Below are 24693 nucleotides of genomic sequence, written 5' to 3'. Positions count from 1 at the left end.
CGCAGGTAACAGGGTGCCAGCCCGGCGCCGGGCGGCTGCCGTTGGTCGGTGCCGGGCTATTCGACAACACGCGGCACCAAATACAGGCCGTCTTCCACGGCCGGGGCGCTACGCTGGAAGCGCTCGCGCTGATCCTCTTCGGTCACCTCGTCGGCGCGCAGGCGCTGGGTGGCATCGAGGGGGTGCATCAGTGGGGCAACGTCGTGGGTATCGACACTCTGCAGCTGATCCACCATTTCGAGTATTCGGCCAAGGTCATCGACAAAGCTGCTCGCCTGGTCATCGCTGACGTCGAGCCGGGCCAGATGGGCCGCCCGGCGTACCTGGGTCTGTTCAAGGGCCATGATCCCTGTACTCCTCATGAGTGGCAGCACCGTTCTCCGGTGCCCCAAGTATTATGTTTCCGGCATGCACAAGCGTTGAGTCAACGTGCGCAAAAAGTGGCGCAGAAGATAGCACATCCTGGCGCCGGCGGGCAGGGCCGATACGCCATGTGGTTGCCGCCAGGGGGTTGCGGTGATACCGTCTGCCTCCGCACAGGGTTCCCGGTCAGCACTAGGTAATATCATCCATGTTCAAACGTTTGAGGGGGCTGTTTTCCAGCGATCTATCGATCGACCTGGGTACGGCCAACACACTGATTTACGTACGCGGGCGCGGTATTGTCCTCGATGAGCCATCCGTGGTCGCGATTCGTCAGGCAGGCACCATGCGCAGCGTTGCGTCCGTCGGTGCCGATGCCAAGCGCATGCTGGGGCGCACCCCCGGCAACATCTCCGCGGTACGGCCGATGAAGGACGGCGTGATCGCCGACTTTACCGTTACCGAGCAGATGCTCCAGCATTTTATCCGCAAGGTTCATCAAAGTACCTTTTTGACGCCCAGTCCCAGGGTGCTGGTCTGCGTTCCCTGCATGTCAACGCAGGTCGAGCGACGGGCGATCCGCGAGTCGGCCGAAGGCGCCGGTGCCCGGGAAGTCTTTCTGATCGAGGAGCCCATGGCCGCGGCCATCGGTGCCGGCCTGCCGGTCGAGGAAGCGCAGGGCTCGATGGTTGTGGACGTCGGCGGCGGCACTACCGAGATTGCGATTATCTCGCTCAACGGCGTGGTGTACTCCGAATCCATCCGCGTGGGCGGCGACCGCTTTGATGAGGCCATTACCAGCCATGTGCGCCGCCACTACGGCAGCCTGGTCGGTGAGGCCACCGCCGAGCGTATCAAGGAAGAAATCGGCTGTGCGTCTCCCGAAGGCGAGCAGCGCGAGATCGACGTTCGCGGTCGCAACCTGGCCGAGGGGATTCCGCGCAGCTTCACGCTGAACTCTCACGAGATTCTCGATGCGTTGCAGGATTCTCTCGCCGCGATTATCTCGGCGATCAAGAGTGCGCTGGAGCAGTCGCCGCCCGAGCTGGCGTCGGACATTGCCGAGCACGGCCTGGTACTCACCGGCGGCAGCGCCATGCTGCGGGATCTGGACAAGCTGATTTCCCGGGAAACCGGGCTGCCGGTTATCGTGGCCGAAGACCCACTGTCCTGCGTCGCGCGTGGCGGCGGCAAGGCGCTGGAAATGATCGACCAGCATACCTTCGAGCTGCTGTCGAGCGACTGATCGCGGCGGTAGCTGTGCGGAGGAGCTCTTATTAAACCGCTGTTTTCCCACGGGTACCTGCCCGGCTATCGGCTGTTTTTCTGTGTTCTGGCAGCCAGTGCGCTGATGTTTGCCGACCACAATTTCTCGCGCATGGAAACGCTGCGTGCGCAGCTTTCCACGGTGGTGGCGCCGATTCAGTGGGTCGTCAGCGTGCCCAGCGATTTGCTCAGCTGGGGCACGGTGGCGTTTTCCGGGCAGCAGGAGCTGATGGAAGAAAACCGTCACCTACGGGAAAAGATGCTCAAGCTGTCCCATCGCGGGCAGCGCATGGCCGACCTCGAGGCAGAAAACACCGAGCTGCGCGAGCTGCTCAACGCCTCGCGCAAGCGCGATATCGGCTTCATCACCGCCGAGCTTATTTCACTGGACAACGATTCCTTCAGCCATCGTATGGTGGTGGATCGCGGGCGCCGCAACGGTGCCTACGTGGGGCAGCCGGTGACCGACGCCCTTGGCCTGGTCGGCCAGGTAACCTCGGTGTCGGCGTATTCCAGCCGTGTGCTGCTGCTGGCGGATGCCAGCCATGCGCTGCCGGTCGAGGTCAATCGCAACGGCCTGCGTTTCATCGTTCAGGGCGCCGGCCGCTACGACAAGCTCAAGGTGCTCCACGTACCCGATACGGCCGATATACGCGAGGATGATCTGCTGACGTCATCAGGACTGGCGGGCCGCTTCCCCGAGGGGTATCCGGTGGCGCGAGTCACCCGGGTGATTCACGACCCCGGCCAGCCGTTTGCCCGGGTCTCTGCCGAGCCGCTGGCACAGCTGGAGCGTTCGCGGCATTTTCTGCTGCTGTTTCCGCCGCCGCGCAAAACCGCGGAAGACAGCCCCTGGGGCGATAGCCTGGCGATCAGTCGCGCGGCCATGAGCAGCGTGCAGCGCGTAGCGGCCGCACTATCGCCGACCGATGCCGGGAGGGCTCGCTGATGGCGCGTACATCCGGTGCATCCCTGGCGTTTATCTGGCCGATGCTGCTGCTGGCGCTTTGCCTGCAGGTCATGCCGCTGGCAGAAGGCTGGCAGATTTATCGGCCGGACTGGCTGGGCCTGATGCTGATTTACGGCTGTCTGCGAGCCCCCGGGCGTGTCGGGGTGCTGCACGGCTTTGTGCTGGGGCTTTTGCTTGACCTGGTGCAGGGCGGAGCCCTGGGGCAGAGCGCGCTGGTGTTTTCGCTGCTGGGGTTTCTCTGTGCGCTGGTCTATCCGCGTTTTCGCAGCTATTCGCTTGTCCAGCAGGCGGTGCTGGTGCTGGTGCTGCTGGGTATCGTGCAGCTGCTGGAGCAGTGGATCAGGACCCTCTGGGGCGATTTTTCCATCCACCTGGCGTTTGTGCTGCCGGCGCTTACCAGTGCACTGCTGTGGCCGTGGCTGGTGACCCTGCTGGACGTTGTGGGCCTGCGTAACAGGGCGAAATGAGTCGGCCGGCCGCTTGAGGCCGGCCGTTTTCCGTGAAGCTTCGCTGGCTGCGAACGACTAAAGGAAGGCTGCATGAGTGGTGAAGTTCTCATCAATTTGACGCCCATGGAGACGCGCGTTGCGCTGGTGGAAAACGGCGTCCTCCAGGAGGCGCTGATTGAACGCGCCTGTCGCCGCGGCATTGTCGGCAACATCTACAAGGGCCGGGTGGTGCGTGTACTGCCGGGTATGCAGGCCGCCTTTATCGATATCGGTCTGGATCGCGCCGCGTTTATTCACGCCCACGATGTCATGCCCGCGGGCACACCGGCCGATGAGCAGCAAACCATCGGCCAGCTGCTGCACGAAGGCCAGGCGCTGGTGGTGCAGGTCACCAAGGACCCGATTGGCACCAAGGGCGCGCGGCTGACCACCCACCTGTCGATTCCCTCGCGCTATCTGGTGTATATGCCCGATGCCACGCATCACGGCGTTTCCCAGCGGATCGAGGATGAGCGTGAGCGCACTCGCCTGCGCCAGCTGCTCGAAGCCGGCCTGGCCGATCAGCAGCTGGAGGTTGGCGGCGGCTTTATCGTCCGAACGGCCGCCGAAAGCGTGGGCGACGACGAAATGGCCAGCGATATCCACTTTCTGCTGCGCCTGTGGCAGAAAGTCGGCGAGCGCAAGATCACCGCAGCACCCCCGGCGGTGATTTACGATGACCTGCCGCTGTTTATCCGCACCCTGCGCGATGTGATGCGCGAAGACATCGAAAAAGTCCGCATTGACTCCCGGGAAAACTACGCCCGCCTGGTAGAGTTTGCCCGTGAGTTCATGCCGTCGGCGGTGGAGCGCATCGAATATTATCCCGGCGAGCGGCCGATCTTTGACCTCTACAGCGTGGAGGATGAAATCCAGAAAGCGCTCAGCCGCCGGGTACAGCTCAAGTCCGGCGGCTATCTGGTGATCGACCCCACCGAAGCGATGACCACCATCGACGTGAATACCGGCGGTTTTGTCGGCCACCGCAACCTCGAGGAAACCATTTTCAAGACCAACCTCGAGGCCGCGACGTCCATTGCTCGCCAGCTCAGGCTGCGCAACCTCGGCGGTATTATCATCATTGACTTCATCGATATGGAGGATGTCGAGCACCAGCGCCAGGTGCTGCGCCTGCTGGAAAAGGCCATGGAGCGCGACCACGCCAAAACCCGGTGCACCGGTGTGACCGAGCTGGGGCTGGTACAGGTGACGCGCAAGCGCACCCGGGAAAGCCTGGCCCAGACGCTGTGCGAAGCCTGCCCGATTTGCGACGGGCGCGGCAAGCTGAAAACCCCGGAAACGGTCTGCTACGAGATATTCCGCGAAATACTCCGTGAAGAGCGCGCCTACAACGCGGAAATGTACCGTGTTCTGGCGTCTCAGCCGGTGGTGGACCGCCTGCTCGACGAAGAGTCGGCTTCGGTGGTGGATCTGGAGAACTTTATTCACAAGCCGATCCGCTTTCAGGTCGAGCAGCACTATTCCCAGGAGCAGTACGACATCGTGCTGATGTAGGCCCATGACCATCCGAGCGCTGCGAAAAGGCTGCCTGGCGGGGCTGGCAGGGTGCCTGGGGCTGCTGGCCGTGTTGCTGCTGCTGTTGCGCCTGGTGGCCTGGCAGGCCGACACCTTTACCCCGCGTCTTGAGGCGCTGCTGCAAACCCATCTTGGGGCCCCGGTGAGTATCGAGTCGCTTTCGGTCGACATCGAGCGCGACGGGCTGAGCCTATCGCTGACCGGCGTGACCGCCGAGCTGCCCGACAAGCCGCTGTTTTCGCTGGGTCGTCTTGATCTGAGTCTGGATCTGTGGAGCTCGCTGCGCGCCGCGGCGCCGGTGTTCAGCCAGGCGCGTATGGATGCCTTCAAACTCCACCTCTATCGCGGTGACGGCATGGCCTGGCGGTGGCCTTCCCCGGCCATTCTGCCGTTTCACCTCGACCCGGATACCCGCATCGACATGGGCGTCGTCGACGCCTGGACGCAGCTCATTCTGCGTCAGCGGCTATGGGTAACCGACACCCGCGTTTTAATGCACGGCAACGACAGCGATGCGACCCTCCACGCGCCGGAGCTGGTGCTCGGCGGCGATGAGACGCGTATTCGCCTGGCCGGTACCGTCGCGATGGCGTCGTCGCTGTCGCCGCGTCAGCCGGATGAGCTGCCCGCCGCTCGGGTCCGCGCCGACGTGCGCCCGGGCGACAACGGCCTCCAGGATTTTTCCGCCGCCCTGCAGCTGGATATGCAGCTGGAACAGCTGTCAGCGCTGGCCGAGCTGGTGCGCCCGGCGTATGTGCCTCGTTTGGCGCTGACCGGCGGCCGTTCGCGGCTCTGGGGTCGCTGGCAGTCGGGCCGGCTGGAAGACGTGCGTCTCAAGCTCAATATGCCCGAAGTCGCGCTGAGCCAGGCGGACGACAAAACCGTCCTCAAGGAGCTTCACGCACGGGGCCAGTGGCGGCGCCGGGGAGACGGCGGGGAGGCCTGGCTGAGCGGCGACGCCGCCGACGTCGAACGCACCACGCCGTCCCGTCATCAGGCGCCGACACTGCCAAAGCGCTGGCAGTTTACGCATCACCCGAGGGACTGGCAGCTACGCACCAGCAACTTTGAGCTGGATTCGCTGCTGGCCTGGGGCGACTACCTGGTACTGCCCGATTCGCTCAAGCGCCCCTTGCAATCGCTGGCGCCGCGCGGCCGGGTAACGGGGTTACAGGTAGGCCGGCAGGACGGCGAATGGCGAGTGGACGCCGCGCTCCGGGATCTGGCCGTGTCGCCCTGGGACGAAGCGCCCGGCGGCGGGCCGCTGGATGCCTGGATTCAGGCGAGGGATCAGCGCGGTCGCGTGGCGTTCTCCGGCGATGACGACAGCACCCTGGCGTTTCCTGAAGTCTTTACTGACACGATGCAGCTGGATAGTGCCCAGGGCGAAGTACAGTGGGTATACGACGGCCAGGATACGCTGATCAGCGGCCGGAAGCTGCAGGCCGAATGGAAGGGTGCTGCGGTGCAGGGCGAATTCGGCCTGTTGACCGGCGACAGCCAGCAGCAGCTGGGACTCGATCTGGATTTTCGCAACGTCGACGCGGTGAATAACCCGCTGGTCGACTGGCTGCCCATGAAGGTGCTCGACGATGACCTTCGCCAGTGGCTGAACAGCGGCATCAGCGGTGAGGTTGAGCAAGGCCGTTTGCAGATAACCGCTCCGCTGGGCGAACGGGCCACGCCCGACCATATAAAGACGACGCTGGCGCTGGATGTGACCCGTGGCTCGCTGCCCATCGCCCCGGGATGGCCGACAATTACCGGCCTGGAAGGCCGGTTGCAACTCGATCAGGGCCGACTGGACGCCAGCCTGAGCCAGGCGCGGAGCCTGGGCGTGCGGGCGGATCATGGCGAGGTTGCGCTGGATGTGGCAAGCGGCAAGCTCGACGTATCGGGCCGCCTGAAGGCCGATGCCGAGGCGCTCAAGGCATTTTTGCTGGCCGCACCGGTACTGAGCGAGGAGCAAAAGCCGGCGCTGGAAAATATCCAGGCGCAGGGTGATGTGCTCGCAGAGCTGGAACTGACGCTGCCGCTGGATGACCCGGAAGCGCTATCGCTGGATATCGATACCTCGCCGCGCCTTGAACAGCTGGCTTATGCGCCGCTGGATGCCGACATGCAGGAGCTGACAGCCGACCTGACCTGGCAGCAGCGTGGCTCCCGGGGAACGCTGAACGGTGAGGCCAGGGGCACCTTTCTGGGCGGTGATATCCGTGCCGACTTTACGCCCGGCGAGGTCGCGCTTGACGGCCGTGCCGATATGACCCGGCTGCTGGGCGTTGCCGGCATCGACCTCACGGCTGCCGCTCAGGCGGTCAGCGGCGTTACGCCCTGGCAGGGCACGCTGGCGCTGGGCGCATCCCCCACGCTGACGCTGCAAAGCCAGCTGAACGGTGTCAGCGTCGACCTGCCGGCGCCTTTCGCCAAGTCGCCGGAAGCGTCCTGGCCCTGGACGCTTGACGCGGATTTGGGCGCCGGCCGGGTGGAAAGCTCGTTGAGCGATGTGGCGCTGTTTCGTGGTCGGCTGATGGGCGAGCGCCTTGCCGGCCATCTGATCCTGGGCACCGAGGCGGTGCAGATGCCGCCCTGGCCGGATCAACATGGCTGGCAGATAGACGCCGGCGCCCGGCGTATTGCGCCGCTGGAGTGGCAGTCGCTCGGCGACGTGCTGTCCGGGGCGGGCTCGGCCGGACAGTCGTCGGGCAGCGGCGCGGGGCAGCGTCGCGATCCACCGCTTGAGCTGACGTTGCAGACGCCGTGCCTGATGTATCGCGGCGAATGTCTGGGGCGGGCGCTAGCGTCCGGGCAGCGTCGGGCGAACGGCAGTCTTGATCTGACGCTGGACGGTACCCTGCTTACCGGGCGGCTGCGCTATCGCCCGGGTGCTGTGCATCCGCTGGATATCGACGTGGGACAGCTCGTCGCCGATCGGCTGCCGGAGATGGCCGCGCTGACGGATGACACCGACGCCGATACCCAACGGCCGCCAGAGGCCATGTCCGAGACCGCGCCCAAGAACACGCCCGAAAACACGCCCGAGACCGACCGCTGGATGAAGGCCGTGGAAACCCGGGCGGAAAAGCCGGCCGGCATGCCCGCCTGGCTGGCGAGCCTGCCCGATGGGCGTCTGCGGGTCGCGGAGATCGTTCTTGATGACAAGCGTTTGGGCCCGTTGACCGCCTACTGGCAGGCCGGGCCTCGGCAATTCACGCTGTCTCCGGTGGGGCTGACGCTGGGCGAATTGTCGGCGCGCGGCGAGCTGGTGTGGCAGGGCAATACCGCGACCAGCGATACCCGGGCGCAACTCACGCTGGCCGGCGGCGACGTGGGCACGGCCCTTGCTCGCCTGGATCAACCGGTGGCCATGCGCAGCGACAGCACCCGGGTCAGCGCATCGCTGCGGTGGCCCGGGGCGCCCTGGCAGTTTGATCTCAACAGGGCGACCGGCGACGTGGCCACTGAGGTGCACAACGGCCGCTTCGTCACCCTGGAGTCGACGCCGGCGCGGCTGGTAGGCTTGCTGAATTTCGACAACATCCTGCGCCGGCTGCGGCTGGATTTCTCGGACGTGACCGGCGAAGGCACCGCCTTCAATCGCATCGAGGGCAAGGCCGACGTCGCCGGCGGTATACTGCGGCTGCGCGGCCCGCTGATCATTGATGCGCCGTCGACCGGCCTGCGGCTCACCGGCCGCGTCAATCTGTTGCAGCGTGAACTCGATCAGCGTCTGGGCGTCACACTCCCGGTCAGCCAGAGTTTACCCATTGCCGCGCTCGCCGCCGGTGCGCCGGTGGTGGGCGGTGCGCTGTTTGTCGCCCATACGCTGTTCGGTAACGCCCTTGAGCGTGCCACGACGATTCATTACCGGCTGGAAGGCCCCTGGGCTTCACCGGATATTACACTGGAAGGTTCTCAATGACGCAGCTTGACCAGGCAGCTTCAATGTTACTTACCCCCGGCGGGCTGGATATGGACAGCCTGGATACCGGGTTGTCCCATGCCATGGGGGCCGGGATCGACTATGCCGACCTGTATTTTCAACGTACCTGGCAGGAAGGCTGGATACTCGAGGACGGCGAGGTCAAGGACGCCAGCTACAACATCGACGGCGGCGTCGGCGTGCGGGCGCTTTCCGGCGAGAAAACCGGCTTTGCCTATTCCAACCAGATAAGCGCCGATGCGCTGGCGGATACCGGCAAAACCGCTGCGGGCATTGTGCGCAGCGGCACCCGCCGTCACGGCCAGGCCGTCAGTCCGGTGAGCGTGGCGGCGAGCTATGCGGGCATCGATCCGCTCAACGGCCTGAGCGCCGAAGACAAGGTCGCCATGCTCAAGCTGGCCGATCGCGTGGCGCGTTCGGCCGATTCGCGCGTCAGCCAGGTCAGTGCGTCGCTGTCGGGGACCCATGAGGTGGTGCTGGTGCGTGCCAGCGACGGCACCCTGGCGGCGGATATTCGGCCGCTGGTGCGTTTTAACGTCAGCGTGATTGCGGTCCATAACGGCCGCCGCGAGCGCGGCAGCGCCGGCGGCGGCGGACGCTACTCCATGGCGCAGCTGCGCGATGCCGGTGTGGCCGAGCGCTATGCCCGGGAGGCGGTGCGCCAGGCGCTGGTCAACCTTGAGGCGGTCGACGCGCCGGCGGGGCAGATGCCCGTTGTGCTGGGCGCCGGCTGGCCGGGTATTCTGCTCCATGAAGCCGTGGGCCACGGGCTGGAAGGCGATTTCAACCGCAAGGGCAGCTCGGCGTTTGCCGGCCGCATGGGGCAGCAGGTGGCGTCAAAGGGGGTCACCGTGGTCGACGACGCCACTCTGGCCGACCGTCGCGGTTCGCTGAGCGTCGACGACGAGGGCACGCCGGGGCAGCGTACGCCGCTGATCGAGGACGGGATTCTCACCGGCTACATGCAGGACAAGCTCAACGCCCGGCTGATGGGCATGGCGCCCACCGGCAACGCGCGCCGCGAGTCCTATGCGCACATGCCCATGCCGCGGATGACCAACACGCTGATGATGCCCGGCCAGGACGAACCCGATGACATCATCAAAAGCGTCAGGCGTGGCCTGTACGCGGTGAGTTTTGGCGGCGGCCAGGTCGATATTACCTCGGGCAAGTTTGTCTTCTCGGCCAGCGAGGCCTATCTCATCGAGGACGGCGTGATTACCGCGCCGGTAAAGGGCGCCACGCTGATCGGCAACGGCCCCGAGGCCATGGGCCAGGTGTCCATGATCGGTCACGACATGGACGTGGATCCGGGCATCGGCGTGTGCGGCAAGGAAGGTCAGGGCGTGCCCGTGGGCGTGGGCCAGCCCACCATGAAGCTGGATGAGCTGACCGTCGGCGGCACGCAGTCGTGATTCGATCGGGCGCTACGGCGTCCGGTTGTCGCGCAGGTACTTGAACAGTTTGCGTGCGCTGGTCGGCGGTTTTTGCCGGTCGCGTTCGCGCCGGGCGTTACGCACCAGCTGGCGCAGCGCCTGACTTTCGGCGTCGGGGTGTTCCCGCAGGTACTCGGTAACGGCATCGTCGCCTTCGTCGATCAGGCGGTCGCGCCATTTTTCCAGCCGGTGAAAGGCATGGTCACGCTGAACCCGTTCCTGCTCGATGGCCTCGAAGCCGGCCCGAATTGCGGGCAGGTCTTCCTTGCGCATCAGCTTGCCAACGTACTGCATGTGTCGGCGCCGGGCTTCCCGGGAGGTAATGCGCGCAGTCTCGTCAATGGCGTGCTGCAGGTCGTCGGACAGCGTAAAGCGGGCACGCTCGCCGGGTTTCATGGCGATCAGGGTTTCCCCCAGCGCCTGGAGTTCGTGCATGTCGCGTTTTCGCTGCGACTTGCTGGGACGGTCGCCGGCGGAGTCGTCCGCCGGTGCGGGAGTCTTTTTTGCCATGGAAATACTCTTTTATGGAGAGGCAGGTTCATGGGGTGACGCGTTCATGGAGTGACGCGTTGAAGGTTCAAGTCGGCGCCAGTATAGCGTAAGTCTTTCAGACCACACGAATTCACAGGGCTTGCCGGTCGGGCAAGCGCAACAGGAGGCCATTATGGCACAGGCATTTGATGCCCGGGCGCAGCAGGAGCGGCTGGTATCCCGTGCGCAACAGGCGCTGGCGCTGGCCGTCAGCCAGGGCGCTGACGCTGCCGAAGTGGGAGCCAGCGTCGATCAGGGGGTGGAAGTCAGCGTACGCCTGGGAGAAGTCGAAACCGTGGAGCTATCCCGGGACCAGGGCATCGCCGTGACGGTCTACGTGGGGCAGCGCAAGGGTAGCGCCTCGTCGACCGATGCCGGTGAGGATTCCATCCGCGCGACGGTGGAGCGGGCGCTGTCCATTGCTCGCTATACCGGCGAGGACGCCGCGTCGGGGCTGGCGGATGCCGACCTGATGGCGCGCGACGTCCCCGATCTGGATGTCCATCACCCCTGGGCGCTGTCCACCGAAGAGGCAACAACGCTGGCGCTGGAGTGCGAGCAGGCGGGCCGCGATGTGGCCGGTATTACCCAGTCGGAAGGCGCGACGCTGTCTACCGGCGAAGGGGTTCGTGTCTACGCCAACAGCCACGGCTTTGTCGGCTCACAGAAGGGCAGCCATCACGGGCTGTCGTGCCTGCTGATTGCCGAGGATGGCCAGGGCATGCAGCGGGATTTTGACTATACCTCGGCGCGCGACCCCGAGGCGCTGCGCGCGCCGGCCGAGGTGGGGCGTGAGGCCGCGCGCAGAACGCTGCGTCGCCTGGGGGCTCGCCGCCCGGCAACCGGGACTTTCCCGGTGCTGTTCGATCCGTCGTTGGCCGGCGGGCTGGTCGGGCACCTGATGGGTGCGCTGGCCGGCGGGGCGCTCTATCGTCAGGCCTCGTTTCTTTGCGAGCGGCTGAATACGCCGTTGTTTCCCCAGTGGTTCAGCCTGGAAGAGCGCCCCATGGAACGCGGCGCCATGGCCAGCTCGCCGTTTGACGGTGACGGCGTGCAAACGCGCAACAACCGCTTTATCAATCGGGGCACAATCGCGAGCTACATGCTGTCCGCGTACAGCGCCCGCCGGCTGGAAATGGAGACCACCGGCAACGCCGGCGGTGCGCGCAATCTGCGCATCGATGCGCCGCAGGAGCCGGTAGAGGCACTGTTGCAGCGGATGGATCGTGGCGTCTGGGTCACCGAGCTCATGGGGCAGGGCGTGAACGGCGTGACCGGCGACTATTCCCGAGGGGCTTCGGGCTTCTGGGTAGAGAACGGCAAGGTGCAGTATCCGGTCGAGGAATTCACCATCGCCGGTAATCTGGAGCAGATGTTCGCCAACCTGATCGGCATAGGCGACGACCTGGATACTCGTGGCAGTATTCACACCGGCAGCTGGCTGATTGACGGTATGACCGTGGCGGGTGACTGATGCGGGCGCGGCGGTCGGGATCGTCAATGCCCGCCGCCACGCCGACGCTTGGGTCGCTGGGTAAATGTTGAACGGGCAAGCGTTGAACGGCCAACCCCTGAGACCGGCCGGGTATCGGTCGGGTTCAGTGATCTAATCGTCTTCGTGAAAGCGGGCGGTAAACAGCGCTTCGACGGCGTCAAGCGCCTGGTCGGCGTCTTCGCCGTCGGCGTGTACCGTCAGTTCGGTGCCACGGGGCGCGGCGAGTATCAGCAGCGACATGATGTTGGACGCATCGGCCTTCTGGCTGCCCTTGTACACATGCACCCCGGCAGCAAACGGCTGGCAGCAGGCAACCAGTTTGGTGGCCGCGCGGGCGTGGAGGCCACGCCGGTTGGTCAGGGTCAGGGTTTTACAGGGCACGCGGGTTCCTTGTCGTGATAGCGAAGTCCTGGGATGGCGTGGCGATGGCGGCATCGTGATGATGTCAGGCTTGTTGTCGGGTGCGCGCCGTTGCTATGCCGGATTCGTGGCGCTGTTGCGTTCGTTATCGTCGGCGTCGGCCGAGCAGCGATACTGTACCGACAGCTCGCGGTGGCGTACCTGAACGTCCTGGATGGTATCCAGCAGTCGCTGGCCCAGCTCCTCGGCCAGATAGACCGAGCGGTGCTGGCCGCCGGTACAGCCGATGGCGATGGTGATATAGCTGCGCTGGCTGTTGAGATAGGCCGGCAGCCAGCGACGCAGCCAGTCGTGTATGTCGTGGCACATGTCATCGACGATAGGATAGCTGCCCAGAAACGCCTGGATATCGGCGTCGCGCCCGGTCAGCGCACGCAGCGCCGGGTCCCAATAGGGGTTGGGCAGGCAGCGTGCATCGAATACCAGGTCGGCATCCAGGGGAACGCCGCGCTTGTAGCCGAACGATTCCACGGTGAGCGTTAGCTGGTCGCGGCGGCGGTGGGCCACCTGGTCGGCGATGCGCTTGCGCAGGTCGTGTACCGATAGCCGCGAGGTGTCGATGGTCAGGTCTGCCAGGTCGCGCACATCGCTGAGGGTGTCTTCTTCCTTGGCGATGGCTTCTTCGAGCGTGATACCGCTATCCCGGGTGAGCGGATGTCGACGGCGCGTGGCCGAATAGCGTTCCAGCAGAATGCGCGCATCGCTGGTCAGATAGACGACATGAAAATTGATGTCGCGAGCCTTGAGGTCGTCGAGCAGCGCGGGCAGACGCTCCAGCGCCCCGGGAAGGTTGCGCGCATCGATGCTCACCGCCAGGTGGGTGCGGCCGGTCTGGTCGTGAAGCTCTTCCACCAGCGAGCCCAGCAGCATGGCCGGCAGGTTGTCAATAGCGTAATAGCCGAGATCTTCCAGCGCCTGGAGGACAATGGATTTGCCCGAGCCGGAACGACCGCTGATGATGACCAGTTGCATGGCATGTCTCCTGGAGGGACAGCGCCGGCGCTCGGGGTACGTCAGGCCCGGGGCTGCTCGCGGATGCTGGCGGTAATCAGCTCGAGCAGCTCGCGCTGGCTTTGTGCCCGGCGCAGCTGCGTGCGGGTCTCGCCGTCGTTCATGATCAGCGCGACCTGACCCAGCAGTGCCAGATGGTTGTCATCGGCCTGTTCGGGGACCAGCAGCACAAACACCAGATCCACCGGATCGCCGTCGATGGCATCGAAGTCAACGGCTTCGGCCAGTTTGAGAAAGCCGGCGATGGGCGCCTGGCAATGCGGGCTGCGAGCGTGGGGAATCGCCACGCCGTTACCGATGCCCGTACTGCCGAGCTTTTCACGGCTGATCAGGCGGCTGAAAACTTCCTGGCTATCCAGGCTGGGAATATTCTGGGCGATGAAGGTGCTGAAGAATTCCAGCACCCTTTTTTTACTGCCCCCGGGAACGTCGTAGAGTACCCGCTCCGGGGGGAGGATGGCTTCCAGCGTCATCGGGCTTAACGTGCGCCGGCGCCCTGGGCGCGCGCCTGGGCTTTTTCCTTGTGTTTGACCAGCTGACGGTCGAGCTTGTCCGCCAGGGCGTCAATCGCGGCATACATATCGTCACTGGTCGCTTCAGCGTGCAGTTCGGCGCCTGCGGCGTGCATGGTGCAGGCGGCGTGCTGGCGTTCCTTCTCCACGGATAAGGTGACTTGCACGGTGGTAATATTGTCGTAGTGGCGCTCGACGCGGGCGAGCTTTTCATTGACATAGTCACGCAAGGCTTCAGTCAGTTCCAGGTTCTTGCCGGTGATGTTGACTTGCATGGACATTCTCCTTATCCGACTCGATGTTATCCGACTTGATGCAATTTGATTGTAACCCTTTTGGCCGGCAAACAAAGCCCCCGGAGCGAGTTTCGTTGGCTAGCGGCGGCGGCGGCGTTCGCTGGTGGCCGGAATACCCAGCGCTTCGCGGTATTTGGCCACGGTACGGCGGGCGACGTGAACCCCCTCGGCGCCGAGCAGCGTGGTCAGGCGGCTGTCGGAAATCGGCTTGTCGGGAGATTCCTGTTTTACCAGCTTCTTGATCCGCGCGCGGATGGCGGTGCTGGATTGCGAGGTCGCGTCGGTGCTGCCCAGCTGGCGCGAGAAGAAGTACTTTAGCTCGAAGACCCCGCGTGGCGTATGCAGGTATTTTTGCGTGGTGACCCGGGAAATCGTCGACTCGTGCATCTCCACGGCGGCGGCAATATCGGCAAGCACCAGGGGCTGCATGGCTTCTTCCCCGTGGTCGAGGAAATCCAGCTGGCGGGCGACAATCTCGCGACCGACTCGCAGCAGGGTGTCATTGCGCGTTGACAGGCTCTTGATCAGCCAGCGGGCCTGCTGGAGATGGTCCTTGAGAAAACGGTTGTCGTCGCTGTTATCGGCGCGTTTGACCAGGCCAGCGTAGTCGGGCTGGATCCGCAGTCGGGGGATGGCATCGGGATTCAGGTCGAGCTGCCAGCCGCTGTCGCTGCGCCAGGTGATGAGATCGGGAATTACGTGGCTGCCGGTGATGTTGTCAAAAACGTTGCCGGGGCGCGGGTCCAGGCTGCGAATCAGCCTTTTCACGTTTTCGAGTCCGGCATCGTCGAGCCCCAGGCGGCGCTTGAGCAGGCGGCTGTCATCGCGACCCAGCGCGGTGAGAAACTGCCGCACCAGCCGGCGAGCCGGCATGAGCTGCGGCGTCGTCTCCGGCAGGGCATCCAGCTGCAGAGTCAGACATTCGCCCAGATCGCGGGCGAATACCCCGGTGGGCTCGAACTGCTGCAGCCGCCGTAGTACCGCTTCCATCTCGCGGGCGTCGGGGCTGACTTCGCCGGTTGCCGGTGGGGTCAAGCCTTCGCTGATGTCGTCGAGCGTTTGCGGCAGATAGCCGTTGGCATCGACCGCGTCGATCAGGGTTTCGGCGATGGCATGCTCGTCAGCGGTAAGATCCAGCATGGCCAGCTGCCAGAGCAGGTGGCCGTGCAGGCTCTGGCCGGCTGTCTGACGGTCAAGATCCGGCGCTTCGCTGCCGGCGGTTTGCGGCGTGTCCGGGTAGGTATCCGACCAGTCGCTGTCCACGGTGAGCTCGCGGGGAATATGCTCGGCCCAGCGGTCTTCCGGCGTGCGTGGCGCGGCCTCTTCGCTGAACTCGTCTTCCTGTTCCAGCAGGGGGTTGGCGTCCAGTTCCTGCTGAATTTCCTGACGCAGGTCGAGCGTCGACAGCTGCAGCAGCGCAATGGCCTGCTTGAGCTGCGGCGTCATGGTGAGCTGAGTGCCAACGCGTAGCTGAAGAGACGCTTTCATGGCCATCGGCGGAATCACTCATCGAAGGTTGAAAAATCACCCTAAAACCCGCCCCCGAATGGTGCAAGCAGGGGGCTGCCGGGCTTTTGAGCGGTGGTGCCCAGGTGTCGGTTTAAAGATGCCGGTCCGCAGGCGGGTTTACAGGTGGATTCACAGGCGGACTCACAGGCGGACTCACAGGCGGACTCACAGGCGAAAGTCGCTGCCCAGGTAAACATCGCGCACCTGCTGGTTGTCGAGAATGCTCTCGGGGGCGCCGTTGGCAATGATGCGGCCGTCACCCACGATATAGGCGGTATCGCAGATATCCAGGGTTTCGCGCACGTTGTGGTCGGTAATCAGGACACCGATATGGCGTTCTCGCAGCGCCCGAATAATGGTCTTGATTTCGCCCACGGAAATGGGGTCCACGCCGGCGAAGGGCTCATCCAGCAGGATGAAGGCAGGCTCGGTCGCCAGCGACCGGGCGATTTCCACCCGCCGGCGTTCGCCGCCGGACAGGCTCATGCCCGGGTTGTCGCGGATGTGGGTGATATGAAAATCGTTGAGCAGCGATTCGAGGCGCGCCTGACGCTGATGACGCTTCAGGTCCCCGCGAGTTTCCAGGATGGCCATGATGTTGTCGGCGACCGACAGCTTGCGAAAAATCGAAGCCTCCTGGGGGAGGTAGCCGATACCCGCACGGGCGCGCTCGTGCATGGGTGCCCGGGACAGGTCCTGGTCATCGATGCTGATGTGGCCGCCATCGGCCTTGACCAGCCCCACAATCATGTAAAACGACGTGGTCTTGCCGGCGCCGTTGGGGCCCAGCAGCCCGACAATGCGGCCCTGGTCAATATCCAGGTTGATGTCCTTGACGACCTGGCGGCGTTTGTAGCTTTTGGCCAGATGGCGGGCGTGCAAGGTGCTGGCCGGGGCTTCCGGCTCTCCGGCGGCGGTGATATCGTCAAAAGACACCGTAAGGCCTCTGTTTATCGGGTCCGTGGGGGATCAGGTGGTTGGTCCTGACGCTGCCCTGATCCGGCGTATCCGGCGGTTTTTGCGCGGTGCGGGTTGGGTTTTTCAGGCTCCCGCGTGGTTATTCTTCAGGTTCCAGCGTCATGTGAATGCGCTGTTTGTCGCTGCCTTCCACGTCGGAGCGCGCCTGAACGACCTCTCTGTCGATCAGATATTCCAGCCGGCCGCCGGTGAAGTGATCGCCGCCCTGGTTGAGTTCGGCCTGGTCGATCAGTTCCACGCGACGCTCGGCGACGTGATAGATGATCCGGCGCGCCTCGCCCTCGATCGGCTGCGGCTGGCCGTCGGGTTGGTGGCGCAGCCAGGCGCGCTGCCCGTACGCGGTGGCGCGGGACAGCTCGCCGGCATCATTGCGCTGGATTTCGACCCGCGCACCGCGCAGGCGCATCTTTCCCTGGCGGATATGGACGTTGCCGCGATACACCGCGGTGCCGGCGCGCTGGTCCAGGTCCAGCCGGTCGGCCTCGACTTCCACCGTATCGTCCGGCGCCGCCAAGGCGGTGCCGGGACCGAGCATGCCAAGGCCCAGCAGGGCCGCGGTAACAAGACAGGGCAGGCGTAGGGTCATGGGGTTTCCTCGGTGTTGGTGGCTGCCGGGGGCGGATGGTAGCCGCGGACGTTATCCGTGAGGCGTAGTGTCTGGGTGTTCAGCCAGACATCCATATGCCGGGCGAACATGCGCTGTGGCGGCTGCTGCAGGACCACCGGTGTTGAGCTCCAGGCGTGCGCCTGCCGGCTATCGTAATACAGCGTCTGCGTATCGAGCTGCCAGCCTTCCTCGGGTGCTATCAGGCGGGCTTCGCCATCCAGGGTCAAGCGCTGCTGTTGGCTGTCGAGCGTCCCCGTGTTGGCCGTGGCGTGCCACTGACGCTGCTGATTATCGATCAGCGTGGCGTGGGGCGAATCCAGCCGGGTCGTGTTTTGCTGCGGCGTATGCCGAACGTCCGGTGATGTGATGCGCCGGGTTAGCTGGCCGCTGTCATCGTAAAGCTCAAGGGTGGCGTTTTCGATGATATGGCCGGGTTCAACGGCTCGCGCCGAGGGGTCGCCCGGGGCGTCGCGGGTATCGTACAGGTCCAGCCATGCCAGCAGTAGGCCGAGCAGAACGATGGCCAGCGCCAGCCAAATGCGTTTGCCCGGCGGAGCCAGGCGGGGCAGTCGTGTTTTCAGCCCGGTGCTCATGCTCGGGACCCTGTCGGGTTGTCGGCAGGCAGAATGCGATCCCAGAGCCCCCGAGCGCTGATCAGCGCGTCGCAGATGTCGCGCACCGCTCCGTGGCCGCCCTCGCGGGGCGTGACCCAGTCGGCGTAATGGTGCATATAGTCCGGGGCGTTGGGCACGCTGATCCCCACACCCGCCTGTTGAATGGCGGCAAGGTCGGGCAGGTCATCGCCGCAATAGGCGACCTGGTCCAGAGAGATATCAAGCTCGTGGCACAGCCGGGTGAGGGTGTCGAGCTTGTCGGGGCAGCCCTGGTACACATGCGCGATGCCCAGCGCCTGTGCCCGGTGGGTCACCATGGGCGAGTCGCGTCCGGTAATCAGCGCTACCTGAATCCCGGCGTGCTTCAGAAGTTTGAGGCCCTGGCCGTCCTGGGTATGAAACGCCTTGGTTTCCATGCCGTCGGCGTTGAAGTACAGCCGACCGTCGCTGAGTACGCCATCAACGTCGAGAGCAAGCAGCCGGATGTGTGCCAGTCCGGCGTGGGGAATCGGGGGTTGCAGCATGCTGACTCCGTTAAAAGGAAACCGTAGAAGTGCCGACCGTTAAATGACACCGCTGGCCAGCAGGTCGTGCATGTGAAGCGCACCGATGGGGTGCTGGTCTTCGTCCACCACGGCCAGCGCGGTGATTTTGTTGTCTTCCATGATACGCACGGCTTCGGCGGCGAGCACGTCGGGGGTGATGCGACGCCCGGGGGTCGTCATGACTTCGTCAACGGTCAGGCGCAGCACATCCCGGTGCTCGTCCAGCGTGCGGCGCAGGTCGCCGTCGGTATAGACGCCGGCGAGTGTACCATCGGTATTGATCACGCAGGTGAAGCCCAGCCCCTGGCGGGTGATTTCCACCAGGGCGTCGCGTAGCGGGCTGCCCAGCGCGACCCGGGGCAGGCGTTCGCCGCTGTGCATGATGTCCTGAACGCGCAGCAGCAGGCGCTTGCCCAGGCTGCCGCCGGGGTGCGAGAGGGCAAACTGTTCGGTGGTAAAGCCGCGCGCTTCCAGCAGCGCCACGGCCAGCGCATCGCCCAATGCCAGCGCGGCAGTGGTGGAGCTGGTAGGCGCCAGGTCCAGCGGGCAGGCTTCGCGTTCCACGCCGCTGTCCAGGTGGGCATCGGCGTGGCGCGCGAGGGTGGAGCCGGGGCGTCCGGTCATGCTCACCAGCGGCACGTCAAGGCGCTTGAGCAGCGGCAGCAGGGCGGTCACTTCGCCGGTTTCGCCCGAGTTGGACAGCGCCAGCACCACGTCTGTGCGGGTAATCATGCCCAGATCTCCGTGGCTGGCCTCGCCCGGGTGGACGAAAAAGGCCGGCGTTCCGGTGCTGGCCAGCGTGGCCGCGAGTTTGCCGCCAATGTGGCCGGACTTGCCCATGCCGGTGACCACCACGCGCCCCTTGCAGGCGAGAATAAGCTCACAGGCACGGTCAAAATCATCGTTTAACCGCGACTTGAGGCCGTCAATGGCGGCCTGCTCAACGGTCAGGGTGCGCAAGGCACTATCGCGCAGGGTATGAGAGGCATCGGATAAATCGGACATGGCATTGACTCTGGTGGCGTTGACTCTGGCGAAGTTGACTCTGGCAAAGCTGACTCTGGCAAAGTTGATTCCGGTGAGGTTGCAGGTACTCTGCAATCCCACTGCGCGCCAGTGTAACATTGTCGTCCGGGCGGCCAGGGACTTTCCTGTGGAGTTGCGCTCTCGACAATAGCCGGCAGCTGTTTGGCAGCTTGTGCAGCCCTGGTGTAGCCGTTGGTTTACCCTCTGCGTTATAGTACGCTGTTCGATAACCGTGCTGGACGCCGTACTTTGCCTATACATTGCGCTTGGCGAGTGCTGCGGTTTTTCCGTCTTTCAAGCAATATCAGCACGACAGTCTCAAATCACATGAGTGTGCCATGACCGACCCGGCCTTTATTGAAGTGGAAGACCTGTATTTTTCCCGTGGCGGGCGCGCCATTTTCAGCGGGGTGAATCTGTCCATTCCCCGCGGGAAGATTACCGCCATCATGGGGCCCAGCGGCTCGGGCAAGACCACGCTTTTAAAGCTGCTTGGCGGCCAGCTGACGCCGGACAGCGGGCGCGTGCTCATCGACGGTCAGGATGTCCACAGGCTGCCGCGCAAGGCGCTGTTTGCCCTGCGCAGTCGCATGGGCATGCTGTTTCAGAGCGGCGCGCTGTTTTCCGATCTGGATGTCTTTGAAAATGTCGCCTTCCCGCTGCGGGTACACACCGATCTGCCCGATGCCATGATCCGCGATATCGTACTCCTCAAGCTGCAGGCGGTGGGGCTGCGTGGCGCGCGGGATCTCACGCCAGCGGAGCTGTCCGGCGGCATGGCGCGCCGGGTGGCGCTGGCCCGAGCGGTGGCGCTGGACCCCGAGCTGATACTCTACGATGAGCCCTTTGTGGGGCAGGACCCTATCGCCATGGGCGTACTGGTGCAGCTCATCAAGCGTCTGAGCGAGGCGCTGTCGCTGACGTCGGTGGTGGTGTCTCACGACATCAAGGAAACCATCAGCATCGCCGATTACCTCTACCTGATCGCCGACGGCGGGATCGTGGCCCACGGAACGCCGGCCACCCTGGATACCCACGAGGATGCGCGAGTCAGTCAGTTTATGCACGGTGAGCCCGACGGACCGGTGCCGTTTCACTATCCGGCGCCGCCGCTTTACCGTGACATTCTTGGCACGGACGCACTCGGCACGGACGCAGCGGCGATGGCGGCCACCGATTCAACCACGGGAGCAGATTAGGATGGCGTCAGGATTCTGGAGGCAGCTGATCGATTCGGTGGCCGGTCTGGGGTATCGGGGATGTCGCGTTATCGAAGCGCTGGGGCGAGCCAGTGTGTTCATGGCGCGCTCGGTCGTCGGGGTACCCGGGGGCGAAGGGGTGCGATTATGGCTGCGGCAAATGCACTTTGTCGGCGTGCTGTCGCTCGCCATTGTGCTGGTGTCGGGGCTGTTTATCGGCATGGTGCTGGCGCTTCAGGGATATACCATTCTGATCGACTTCGGCGCCGAACAGGCGCTGGGGCAGATGGTGTCGCTGTCCCTGCTGCGTGAGCTGGCGCCGGTGGTGGCCGCTTTGCTGTTTGCCGGGCGCGCGGGGTCGGCGTTGACCGCTGAAATCGGCCTGATGAAGGCAACCGAGCAGCTGACCAGCATGGAAATGATCGGCGTGGATCCGCTCCGCCGGGTCGTGGCGCCGCGCCTGTGGGCGGGGTTTGTCTCGCTGCCGCTGCTGACCATCGGCTTTAGCGTGGTGGGCATCTGGGGCGGCTATCTGGTGGGCGTACAGTGGCTGGGCGTATCCGAAGGCTCCTTCTGGAGCAACATGCAGTCCAGCGTCGCGTTTTTTGCCGATGTGGGTAACGGCATGATCAAAAGCCTGGTGTTTGCCCTGGTGGTCACCTGGATTGCCGTGTTTCAGGGCTACGACCTGATTCCCACGTCGGAAGGAATTTCCCGGGCCACGACGCGCACCGTGGTGTATTCGTCGCTCGCGGTACTGGGGCTTGATTTTGTGCTGACCGCCATGATGTTCGGCGGTCTTTAAACGCGGGAGCAGGTGAATGCAACGCAGTAAAACCGTAGAGTTCGGGGTAGGAATCTTCATTCTTGCCGGCATTCTGGGGCTTGTTTTCCTGGGCCTTCGAGTCAGCGGATTGACGCCGTCCGCGTCGTCGCAGACCTTTCATCTGGAAGCCAGCTTCTCCGATATCGGCAGCCTGAAACCGCGTGCCCGAGTCACCATGGCCGGGGTGACGGTAGGCCGGGTAGAGTCCATTGAGCTGGATCAGGAATGGTTTGATGCCCGGGTCAGCATGCGTCTGGACAGCAGCCTTGAAGGCGAGCTGTCCCGGGACAGCACCGCCGCCATTCTGACCGCCGGGCTGCTGGGGGAACAGTACATCGGTTTGACGGTGGGCGGCGACCCGGAGGCGCTGGAAGACGGTGACAGCATACGCGATACCCAGTCGGCGCTGGTTCTGGAAGAGCTGATCCAGCAGTTCGTATCGAGCATGGTCAAGGATTAACCCACTCACAGGGCCTATTGAAGGCAACGAGGAGGCGTGATGAAAGCGAAGTACGGGGCAACGCTGAAAGTCTGGCTGGCGGGCGGCATGATGGCCGGCTGTCTGGCGCTGGGAACGCCGCTTTATGCCCAGCAGCAGTCTCCCGAGGCGCTGATAGAAGATAGCGTGACCGGATTCATGGCCGATCTCGAAAAGCGCGAAGACTATTACGCCAACAACGTCGACGAGCTGAAAAAGCTGGTTGATGAAAGCCTCGAGGACGTGGCCGATTTTCGCTATATCGGCGCCAGCGTGATGGGGCGGTATTTCCGTAACGCCACGCCAAAGCAGCGTCGGCGCTTTGTCGAGGAATTTCGCCAGACGCTGATCGATACCTATACCAAGGGTCTCACAACCCTGGATTACGATGAGCTGCGCATGGCGGGCGAGCAGACGGCGCAGCGTGACGATGATCGTGCCAGCGTCAAGATGGAAGTCGTTGCCCAGGGCGGCGATGTCTACCCGGTCAGCTATAGCCTGCGCCTCGACGACGACCAGTGGAAAGTGGTCAACGTGATTGTCAACGGCATCAACCTGGGGCTGACATTCCGCAATCAGTTTGATCAGGCCATGCGTGAAAACAACCGCGACTACGATGCCGTCATTCGCCAGTGGTCGCCGGATGTGGGGGCCGACGAGCTGGAAGAAGGGGGTAGCGAGTGACCCCGCTGTTTTCCCGGCAGGGCGTTACGCTTACCGCTTCGGAGAATACGCTCGACGTCAGCGGCAACCTGGGAACCGGCGTTGCCGCCGGGCTGGCCGATGCCGGTATTCAGTGGCTGGAGCGTGATGCAGCCGTCGCGCTGATGCTCGACTTCAGCGGCGTTGAGTCCGCCAGCAGTGCGGCGATCAGCGTATTGCTTCAATGGCTGCGGACCTGCGGGCAGACCGGGGTGACGGTTGAAGGCATCCGGCTTTCCGAACCGCTGCACCGCCTGGCGAGCCTGGCCGAGGTCGATGCGCTGCTGGAAGAGTCGTCGCCTCGCCGGCCCTGAACGTATGTCGGGCCAGTACGCTAATCGCCAAACTGCCGGGTTTTCTTTATCATGGCCGCTGATCGTTTACCCTCGACCGTTTTGAAGGAGTTCATCCCCCATGCAACCCAGTGAGGTGAAAGCCCTACTCGAGTCGCGCCTGGACGACTGCACGTTTTATATCCAGGGCGAAGGCTGCAATTTTCAGGTGATCGCCGTGGGAAGCGCGTTCGAGAGCCTGACGCCGGTGAAGCGGCAGCAGCTGGTGTACGGCGCGCTTCAGGAAGAAATTGCGTCCGGCGCGCTGCACGCCATCAGCATCAAGACCTACACGCCGGCGCAGTGGGAAAGCGCGCCGGAAAACGCGGGATAATACCGGGCGCATGGATAAACTGATCATTACCGGCAGTGGGCCGGTCGACGGTGAAGTCTGGGCCAGCGGCGCAAAAAACGCTGCGCTGCCCATTCTTTGCGCCAGCCTGCTTGCCGATGGTCCGGTGGTGATCGGCAACCTGCCGCACTTGCAGGATATCACGACAACGCTTGAGCTTCTGGGGCGCATGGGCGTCGAGCCGGTCATGGGCGATAAGCTGAGCATTCAGCTGGATGGCGCCCAGGTGCGCGATTGCCACGCGCCCTATGAGCTGGTGAAAAAGATGCGCGCCTCGATTCTGGTGCTCGGGCCGCTGCTGGCCCACTTTGGCCATGCCGATGTCTCGCTGCCCGGCGGCTGTGCCATCGGCTCGCGCCCGGTGGACCTGCATCTGCGCGGGCTGGAAGCCATGGGCGCCGATATCCGCGTGGAAGGGGGCTACATTCGCGCCAGCGTTGATGGTCGGCTCAAAGGCGCCACCATTTTCATGGATACCGTTACCGTCACCGGCACCGAAAACCTGCTGATGGCCGCCACCCTGGCCGAGGGTACCACGGTGCTTGAAAATGCCGCCCGAGAGCCCGAGGTGGTCGACCTGGCTGAGTGCCTGAACAAAATGGGGGCGAAAATCCGCGGCCAGGGCACCGATACCCTGGTGGTGGAAGGTGTCGAGCGCTTGCAGGGGTGCAGCCACGACGTCATGGCCGACCGCATCGAGACCGGTACCTTCCTGGTCGCTGCCGCCATGACCGGCGGGCGGGTCAAGGTTACCCGCACCCGGGCAGACCTCCTGGAGGCGGTATTGGCCAAGCTGGAAGAAGCCGGCGCCGAGATTACCGCCCGCGACGACTGGATCCGCCTGGACATGCACGGCAAGCGCCCCAGGGCCGTGAATATCCGCACCGCTCCCTATCCGGCGTTTCCCACCGACATGCAGGCGCAGTTTGTCGCCATGAACGCCGTGGCCGAAGGCAGTTCGCGAGTGGTGGAAACCATCTTCGAAAACCGCTTTATGCATGTTCAGGAGCTCAACCGCATGGGGGCCGATATTGCTTTGGAAGGCAATACGGCGCTGATTACCGGCGTCAAGTCCCTGTCCGGTGCGCCGGTGATGGCGACCGATCTGCGTGCGTCGGCATCGCTGGTGATTGCGGCCATGATGGCCGAAGGCGAATCCCGGGTCGACCGTATCTACCATATTGATCGCGGCTATGAGTGTATCGAGGAAAAGCTCCAGCAGCTGGGCGCGCGTATCCGCCGGGTGCCGGACTGAAGC

The 24693-nt window shown here is 64.1% G+C and carries 26 protein-coding genes; 14 read left to right on the top strand and 12 right to left on the bottom strand.

Features of this window, described 5'->3' with window-relative positions; all coding sequences use genetic code 11:
• Positions 1-56: 56 nt before the first annotated feature.
• Entirely contained in the window at positions 57-344 is a 288-nt protein-coding gene (gatC, locus tag C793_RS0109270) for an Asp-tRNA(Asn)/Glu-tRNA(Gln) amidotransferase subunit GatC (protein WP_017430665.1), read from the bottom strand.
• Positions 345-571: 227 nt separating this feature from the next.
• On the opposite strand from gatC, the gene C793_RS0109265 reads away from it, so the two are divergent.
• The 6 genes from C793_RS0109265 to tldD all read left to right on the top strand — a co-directional run bounded on the left by C793_RS0109265 (position 572) and on the right by tldD (position 9981).
• Complete coding sequence (locus tag C793_RS0109265) at positions 572-1609, top strand: rod shape-determining protein (protein ID WP_017430664.1); 1038 nt, start codon at positions 572-574, stop codon at positions 1607-1609.
• A gap of 105 nt (positions 1610-1714) precedes the next feature.
• The gene (mreC, locus tag C793_RS0109260; RefSeq protein ID WP_017430663.1) at positions 1715-2578 is read left to right on the top strand and encodes a rod shape-determining protein MreC; all 864 of its coding nucleotides are present in this window, start codon (positions 1715-1717) and stop codon (positions 2576-2578) included.
• Positions 2578-3066 carry a rod shape-determining protein MreD gene (gene mreD, locus C793_RS0109255; protein ID WP_017430662.1) on the top strand — a complete coding sequence of 163 codons (489 nt, stop codon included), beginning with the start codon at positions 2578-2580 and terminating at the stop codon, positions 3064-3066. Before mreC ends, mreD begins: the two co-directional genes overlap by 1 nt.
• A 72-nt stretch (positions 3067-3138) precedes the next feature.
• The gene (gene rng, locus C793_RS0109250; RefSeq protein ID WP_017430661.1) at positions 3139-4602 is read left to right on the top strand and encodes a ribonuclease G; all 1464 of its coding nucleotides are present in this window, start codon (positions 3139-3141) and stop codon (positions 4600-4602) included.
• A 4-nt stretch (positions 4603-4606) separates the two neighbouring features.
• The gene (locus tag C793_RS0109245; RefSeq protein WP_017430660.1) at positions 4607-8545 is read left to right on the top strand and encodes a YhdP family phospholipid transporter; all 3939 of its coding nucleotides are present in this window, start codon (positions 4607-4609) and stop codon (positions 8543-8545) included.
• On the top strand, positions 8542-9981 hold the full coding sequence (gene tldD / locus C793_RS0109240) for a metalloprotease TldD (protein WP_017430659.1): 1440 nt from the start codon (positions 8542-8544) through the stop codon (positions 9979-9981). The genes C793_RS0109245 and tldD overlap by 4 nt, the downstream gene beginning before the upstream one ends.
• A 12-nt stretch (positions 9982-9993) precedes the next feature.
• On the opposite strand, the gene yjgA is transcribed toward tldD, so the two are convergent.
• On the bottom strand, positions 9994-10512 hold the full coding sequence (gene yjgA / locus C793_RS0109235) for a ribosome biogenesis factor YjgA (protein WP_017430658.1): 519 nt from the start codon (positions 10510-10512) through the stop codon (positions 9994-9996).
• Between the two features lie 154 nt (positions 10513-10666).
• On the opposite strand from yjgA, the gene pmbA reads away from it, so the two are divergent.
• Complete coding sequence (gene pmbA / locus C793_RS0109230; protein WP_017430657.1) at positions 10667-12007, top strand: metalloprotease PmbA; 1341 nt, start codon at positions 10667-10669, stop codon at positions 12005-12007.
• Between the two features lie 132 nt (positions 12008-12139).
• Here the strand turns inward: pmbA and C793_RS0109225 are convergent, their stop codons facing one another.
• The 10 genes from C793_RS0109225 to C793_RS0109180 form a co-directional block, all read right to left on the bottom strand.
• Complete coding sequence (locus C793_RS0109225; RefSeq protein ID WP_017430656.1) at positions 12140-12409, bottom strand: HPr family phosphocarrier protein; 270 nt, start codon at positions 12407-12409, stop codon at positions 12140-12142.
• Between the two features lie 93 nt (positions 12410-12502).
• Entirely contained in the window at positions 12503-13420 is a 918-nt protein-coding gene (gene rapZ / locus C793_RS13725; protein ID WP_017430655.1) for an RNase adapter RapZ, read from the bottom strand.
• Between the two features lie 41 nt (positions 13421-13461).
• Positions 13462-13932 (bottom strand): PTS sugar transporter subunit IIA, encoded by a 471-nt coding sequence (locus C793_RS0109215; protein ID WP_017430654.1) that lies wholly within the window; start codon positions 13930-13932, stop codon positions 13462-13464.
• Positions 13933-13937: 5 nt separating this feature from the next.
• Positions 13938-14246, bottom strand: a complete 309-nt coding sequence (hpf, locus tag C793_RS0109210) for a ribosome hibernation-promoting factor, HPF/YfiA family (protein ID WP_017430653.1) — start codon at positions 14244-14246, stop codon at positions 13938-13940.
• A gap of 99 nt (positions 14247-14345) precedes the next feature.
• The gene (locus C793_RS0109205) at positions 14346-15761 is read right to left on the bottom strand and encodes an RNA polymerase factor sigma-54 (RefSeq protein ID WP_017430652.1); all 1416 of its coding nucleotides are present in this window, start codon (positions 15759-15761) and stop codon (positions 14346-14348) included.
• A 180-nt stretch (positions 15762-15941) separates the two neighbouring features.
• Positions 15942-16712 carry an LPS export ABC transporter ATP-binding protein gene (lptB, locus tag C793_RS0109200; protein ID WP_017430651.1) on the bottom strand — a complete coding sequence of 257 codons (771 nt, stop codon included), beginning with the start codon at positions 16710-16712 and terminating at the stop codon, positions 15942-15944.
• 121 nt (positions 16713-16833) lie between these two features.
• Entirely contained in the window at positions 16834-17340 is a 507-nt protein-coding gene (gene lptA / locus C793_RS0109195; protein WP_017430650.1) for a lipopolysaccharide transport periplasmic protein LptA, read from the bottom strand.
• Positions 17337-17954: an LPS export ABC transporter periplasmic protein LptC gene (gene lptC, locus C793_RS0109190; RefSeq protein WP_017430649.1), complete on the bottom strand. Its 618-nt coding sequence runs from the start codon at positions 17952-17954 to the stop codon at positions 17337-17339. Before lptC ends, lptA begins: the two co-directional genes overlap by 4 nt.
• Entirely contained in the window at positions 17951-18499 is a 549-nt protein-coding gene (locus C793_RS0109185) for a KdsC family phosphatase (RefSeq protein WP_017430648.1), read from the bottom strand. Before C793_RS0109185 ends, lptC begins: the two co-directional genes overlap by 4 nt.
• Before the next feature lie 39 nt (positions 18500-18538).
• Positions 18539-19525, bottom strand: coding sequence for a KpsF/GutQ family sugar-phosphate isomerase (locus C793_RS0109180; protein WP_017430647.1), 987 nt, complete (start codon positions 19523-19525; stop codon positions 18539-18541).
• A 359-nt stretch (positions 19526-19884) separates the two neighbouring features.
• Here C793_RS0109180 and C793_RS0109175 point away from each other — a divergent pair, with 359 nt between their 5' ends.
• The 7 genes from C793_RS0109175 to murA all read left to right on the top strand — a co-directional run bounded on the left by C793_RS0109175 (position 19885) and on the right by murA (position 24690).
• Complete coding sequence (locus C793_RS0109175) at positions 19885-20745, top strand: ABC transporter ATP-binding protein (RefSeq protein WP_017430646.1); 861 nt, start codon at positions 19885-19887, stop codon at positions 20743-20745.
• A gap of 1 nt (position 20746) precedes the next feature.
• Positions 20747-21550: a lipid asymmetry maintenance ABC transporter permease subunit MlaE gene (mlaE, locus tag C793_RS0109170; RefSeq protein ID WP_017430645.1), complete on the top strand. Its 804-nt coding sequence runs from the start codon at positions 20747-20749 to the stop codon at positions 21548-21550.
• A gap of 16 nt (positions 21551-21566) precedes the next feature.
• On the top strand, positions 21567-22031 hold the full coding sequence (gene mlaD, locus C793_RS0109165) for an outer membrane lipid asymmetry maintenance protein MlaD (protein WP_017430644.1): 465 nt from the start codon (positions 21567-21569) through the stop codon (positions 22029-22031).
• Between the two features lie 39 nt (positions 22032-22070).
• Positions 22071-22733: an MlaC/ttg2D family ABC transporter substrate-binding protein gene (locus C793_RS0109160; protein WP_017430643.1), complete on the top strand. Its 663-nt coding sequence runs from the start codon at positions 22071-22073 to the stop codon at positions 22731-22733.
• On the top strand, positions 22730-23065 hold the full coding sequence (locus C793_RS0109155) for an STAS domain-containing protein (RefSeq protein WP_017430642.1): 336 nt from the start codon (positions 22730-22732) through the stop codon (positions 23063-23065). The genes C793_RS0109160 and C793_RS0109155 overlap by 4 nt, the downstream gene beginning before the upstream one ends.
• 100 nt (positions 23066-23165) lie before the next feature.
• Positions 23166-23417 (top strand): BolA family protein, encoded by a 252-nt coding sequence (locus C793_RS0109150; protein ID WP_017430641.1) that lies wholly within the window; start codon positions 23166-23168, stop codon positions 23415-23417.
• Positions 23418-23427: 10 nt separating this feature from the next.
• Positions 23428-24690 carry a UDP-N-acetylglucosamine 1-carboxyvinyltransferase gene (gene murA / locus C793_RS0109145; RefSeq protein ID WP_017430640.1) on the top strand — a complete coding sequence of 421 codons (1263 nt, stop codon included), beginning with the start codon at positions 23428-23430 and terminating at the stop codon, positions 24688-24690.
• Positions 24691-24693: the final 3 nt, after the last annotated feature.

The organism is Vreelandella jeotgali Hwa, assembly GCF_000334215.1.
GTDB lineage: Bacteria > Pseudomonadota > Gammaproteobacteria > Pseudomonadales > Halomonadaceae > Vreelandella > Vreelandella jeotgali.
This window is presented reverse-complemented; position numbering and strand designations above follow the sequence as displayed.

Excerpts from the sequence above, each read along its gene's own strand:
- pmbA (WP_017430657.1), top strand. The coding sequence starts at position 10,667 with ATGGCACAGGCATTTGATGCCCGGGCGCAGCAGGAGCGGCTGGTATCC.
- C793_RS0109160 (WP_017430643.1), top strand. The coding sequence starts at position 22,071 with ATGAAAGCGAAGTACGGGGCAACGCTGAAAGTCTGGCTGGCGGGCGGC.
- lptC (WP_017430649.1), bottom strand. The coding sequence starts at position 17,954 with ATGAGCACCGGGCTGAAAACACGACTGCCCCGCCTGGCTCCGCCGGGC.
- hpf (WP_017430653.1), bottom strand. The coding sequence starts at position 14,246 with ATGCAAGTCAACATCACCGGCAAGAACCTGGAACTGACTGAAGCCTTG.
- C793_RS0109215 (WP_017430654.1), bottom strand. The coding sequence starts at position 13,932 with ATGACGCTGGAAGCCATCCTCCCCCCGGAGCGGGTACTCTACGACGTT.
- tldD (WP_017430659.1), top strand. The coding sequence starts at position 8,542 with ATGACGCAGCTTGACCAGGCAGCTTCAATGTTACTTACCCCCGGCGGG.
- gatC (WP_017430665.1), bottom strand. The coding sequence starts at position 344 with ATGGCCCTTGAACAGACCCAGGTACGCCGGGCGGCCCATCTGGCCCGG.
- C793_RS0109245 (WP_017430660.1), top strand. The coding sequence starts at position 4,607 with ATGACCATCCGAGCGCTGCGAAAAGGCTGCCTGGCGGGGCTGGCAGGG.
- C793_RS0109185 (WP_017430648.1), bottom strand. The coding sequence starts at position 18,499 with ATGCTGCAACCCCCGATTCCCCACGCCGGACTGGCACACATCCGGCTG.
- lptA (WP_017430650.1), bottom strand. The coding sequence starts at position 17,340 with ATGACCCTACGCCTGCCCTGTCTTGTTACCGCGGCCCTGCTGGGCCTT.
- C793_RS0109205 (WP_017430652.1), bottom strand. The coding sequence starts at position 15,761 with ATGGCCATGAAAGCGTCTCTTCAGCTACGCGTTGGCACTCAGCTCACC.
- murA (WP_017430640.1), top strand. The coding sequence starts at position 23,428 with ATGGATAAACTGATCATTACCGGCAGTGGGCCGGTCGACGGTGAAGTC.
- rng (WP_017430661.1), top strand. The coding sequence starts at position 3,139 with ATGAGTGGTGAAGTTCTCATCAATTTGACGCCCATGGAGACGCGCGTT.
- C793_RS0109150 (WP_017430641.1), top strand. The coding sequence starts at position 23,166 with ATGCAACCCAGTGAGGTGAAAGCCCTACTCGAGTCGCGCCTGGACGAC.
- C793_RS0109180 (WP_017430647.1), bottom strand. The coding sequence starts at position 19,525 with ATGTCCGATTTATCCGATGCCTCTCATACCCTGCGCGATAGTGCCTTG.
- C793_RS0109265 (WP_017430664.1), top strand. The coding sequence starts at position 572 with ATGTTCAAACGTTTGAGGGGGCTGTTTTCCAGCGATCTATCGATCGAC.
- mlaE (WP_017430645.1), top strand. The coding sequence starts at position 20,747 with ATGGCGTCAGGATTCTGGAGGCAGCTGATCGATTCGGTGGCCGGTCTG.
- mreD (WP_017430662.1), top strand. The coding sequence starts at position 2,578 with ATGGCGCGTACATCCGGTGCATCCCTGGCGTTTATCTGGCCGATGCTG.
- rapZ (WP_017430655.1), bottom strand. The coding sequence starts at position 13,420 with ATGCAACTGGTCATCATCAGCGGTCGTTCCGGCTCGGGCAAATCCATT.
- mlaD (WP_017430644.1), top strand. The coding sequence starts at position 21,567 with ATGCAACGCAGTAAAACCGTAGAGTTCGGGGTAGGAATCTTCATTCTT.
- mreC (WP_017430663.1), top strand. The coding sequence starts at position 1,715 with ATGTTTGCCGACCACAATTTCTCGCGCATGGAAACGCTGCGTGCGCAG.
- C793_RS0109175 (WP_017430646.1), top strand. The coding sequence starts at position 19,885 with ATGACCGACCCGGCCTTTATTGAAGTGGAAGACCTGTATTTTTCCCGT.
- yjgA (WP_017430658.1), bottom strand. The coding sequence starts at position 10,512 with ATGGCAAAAAAGACTCCCGCACCGGCGGACGACTCCGCCGGCGACCGT.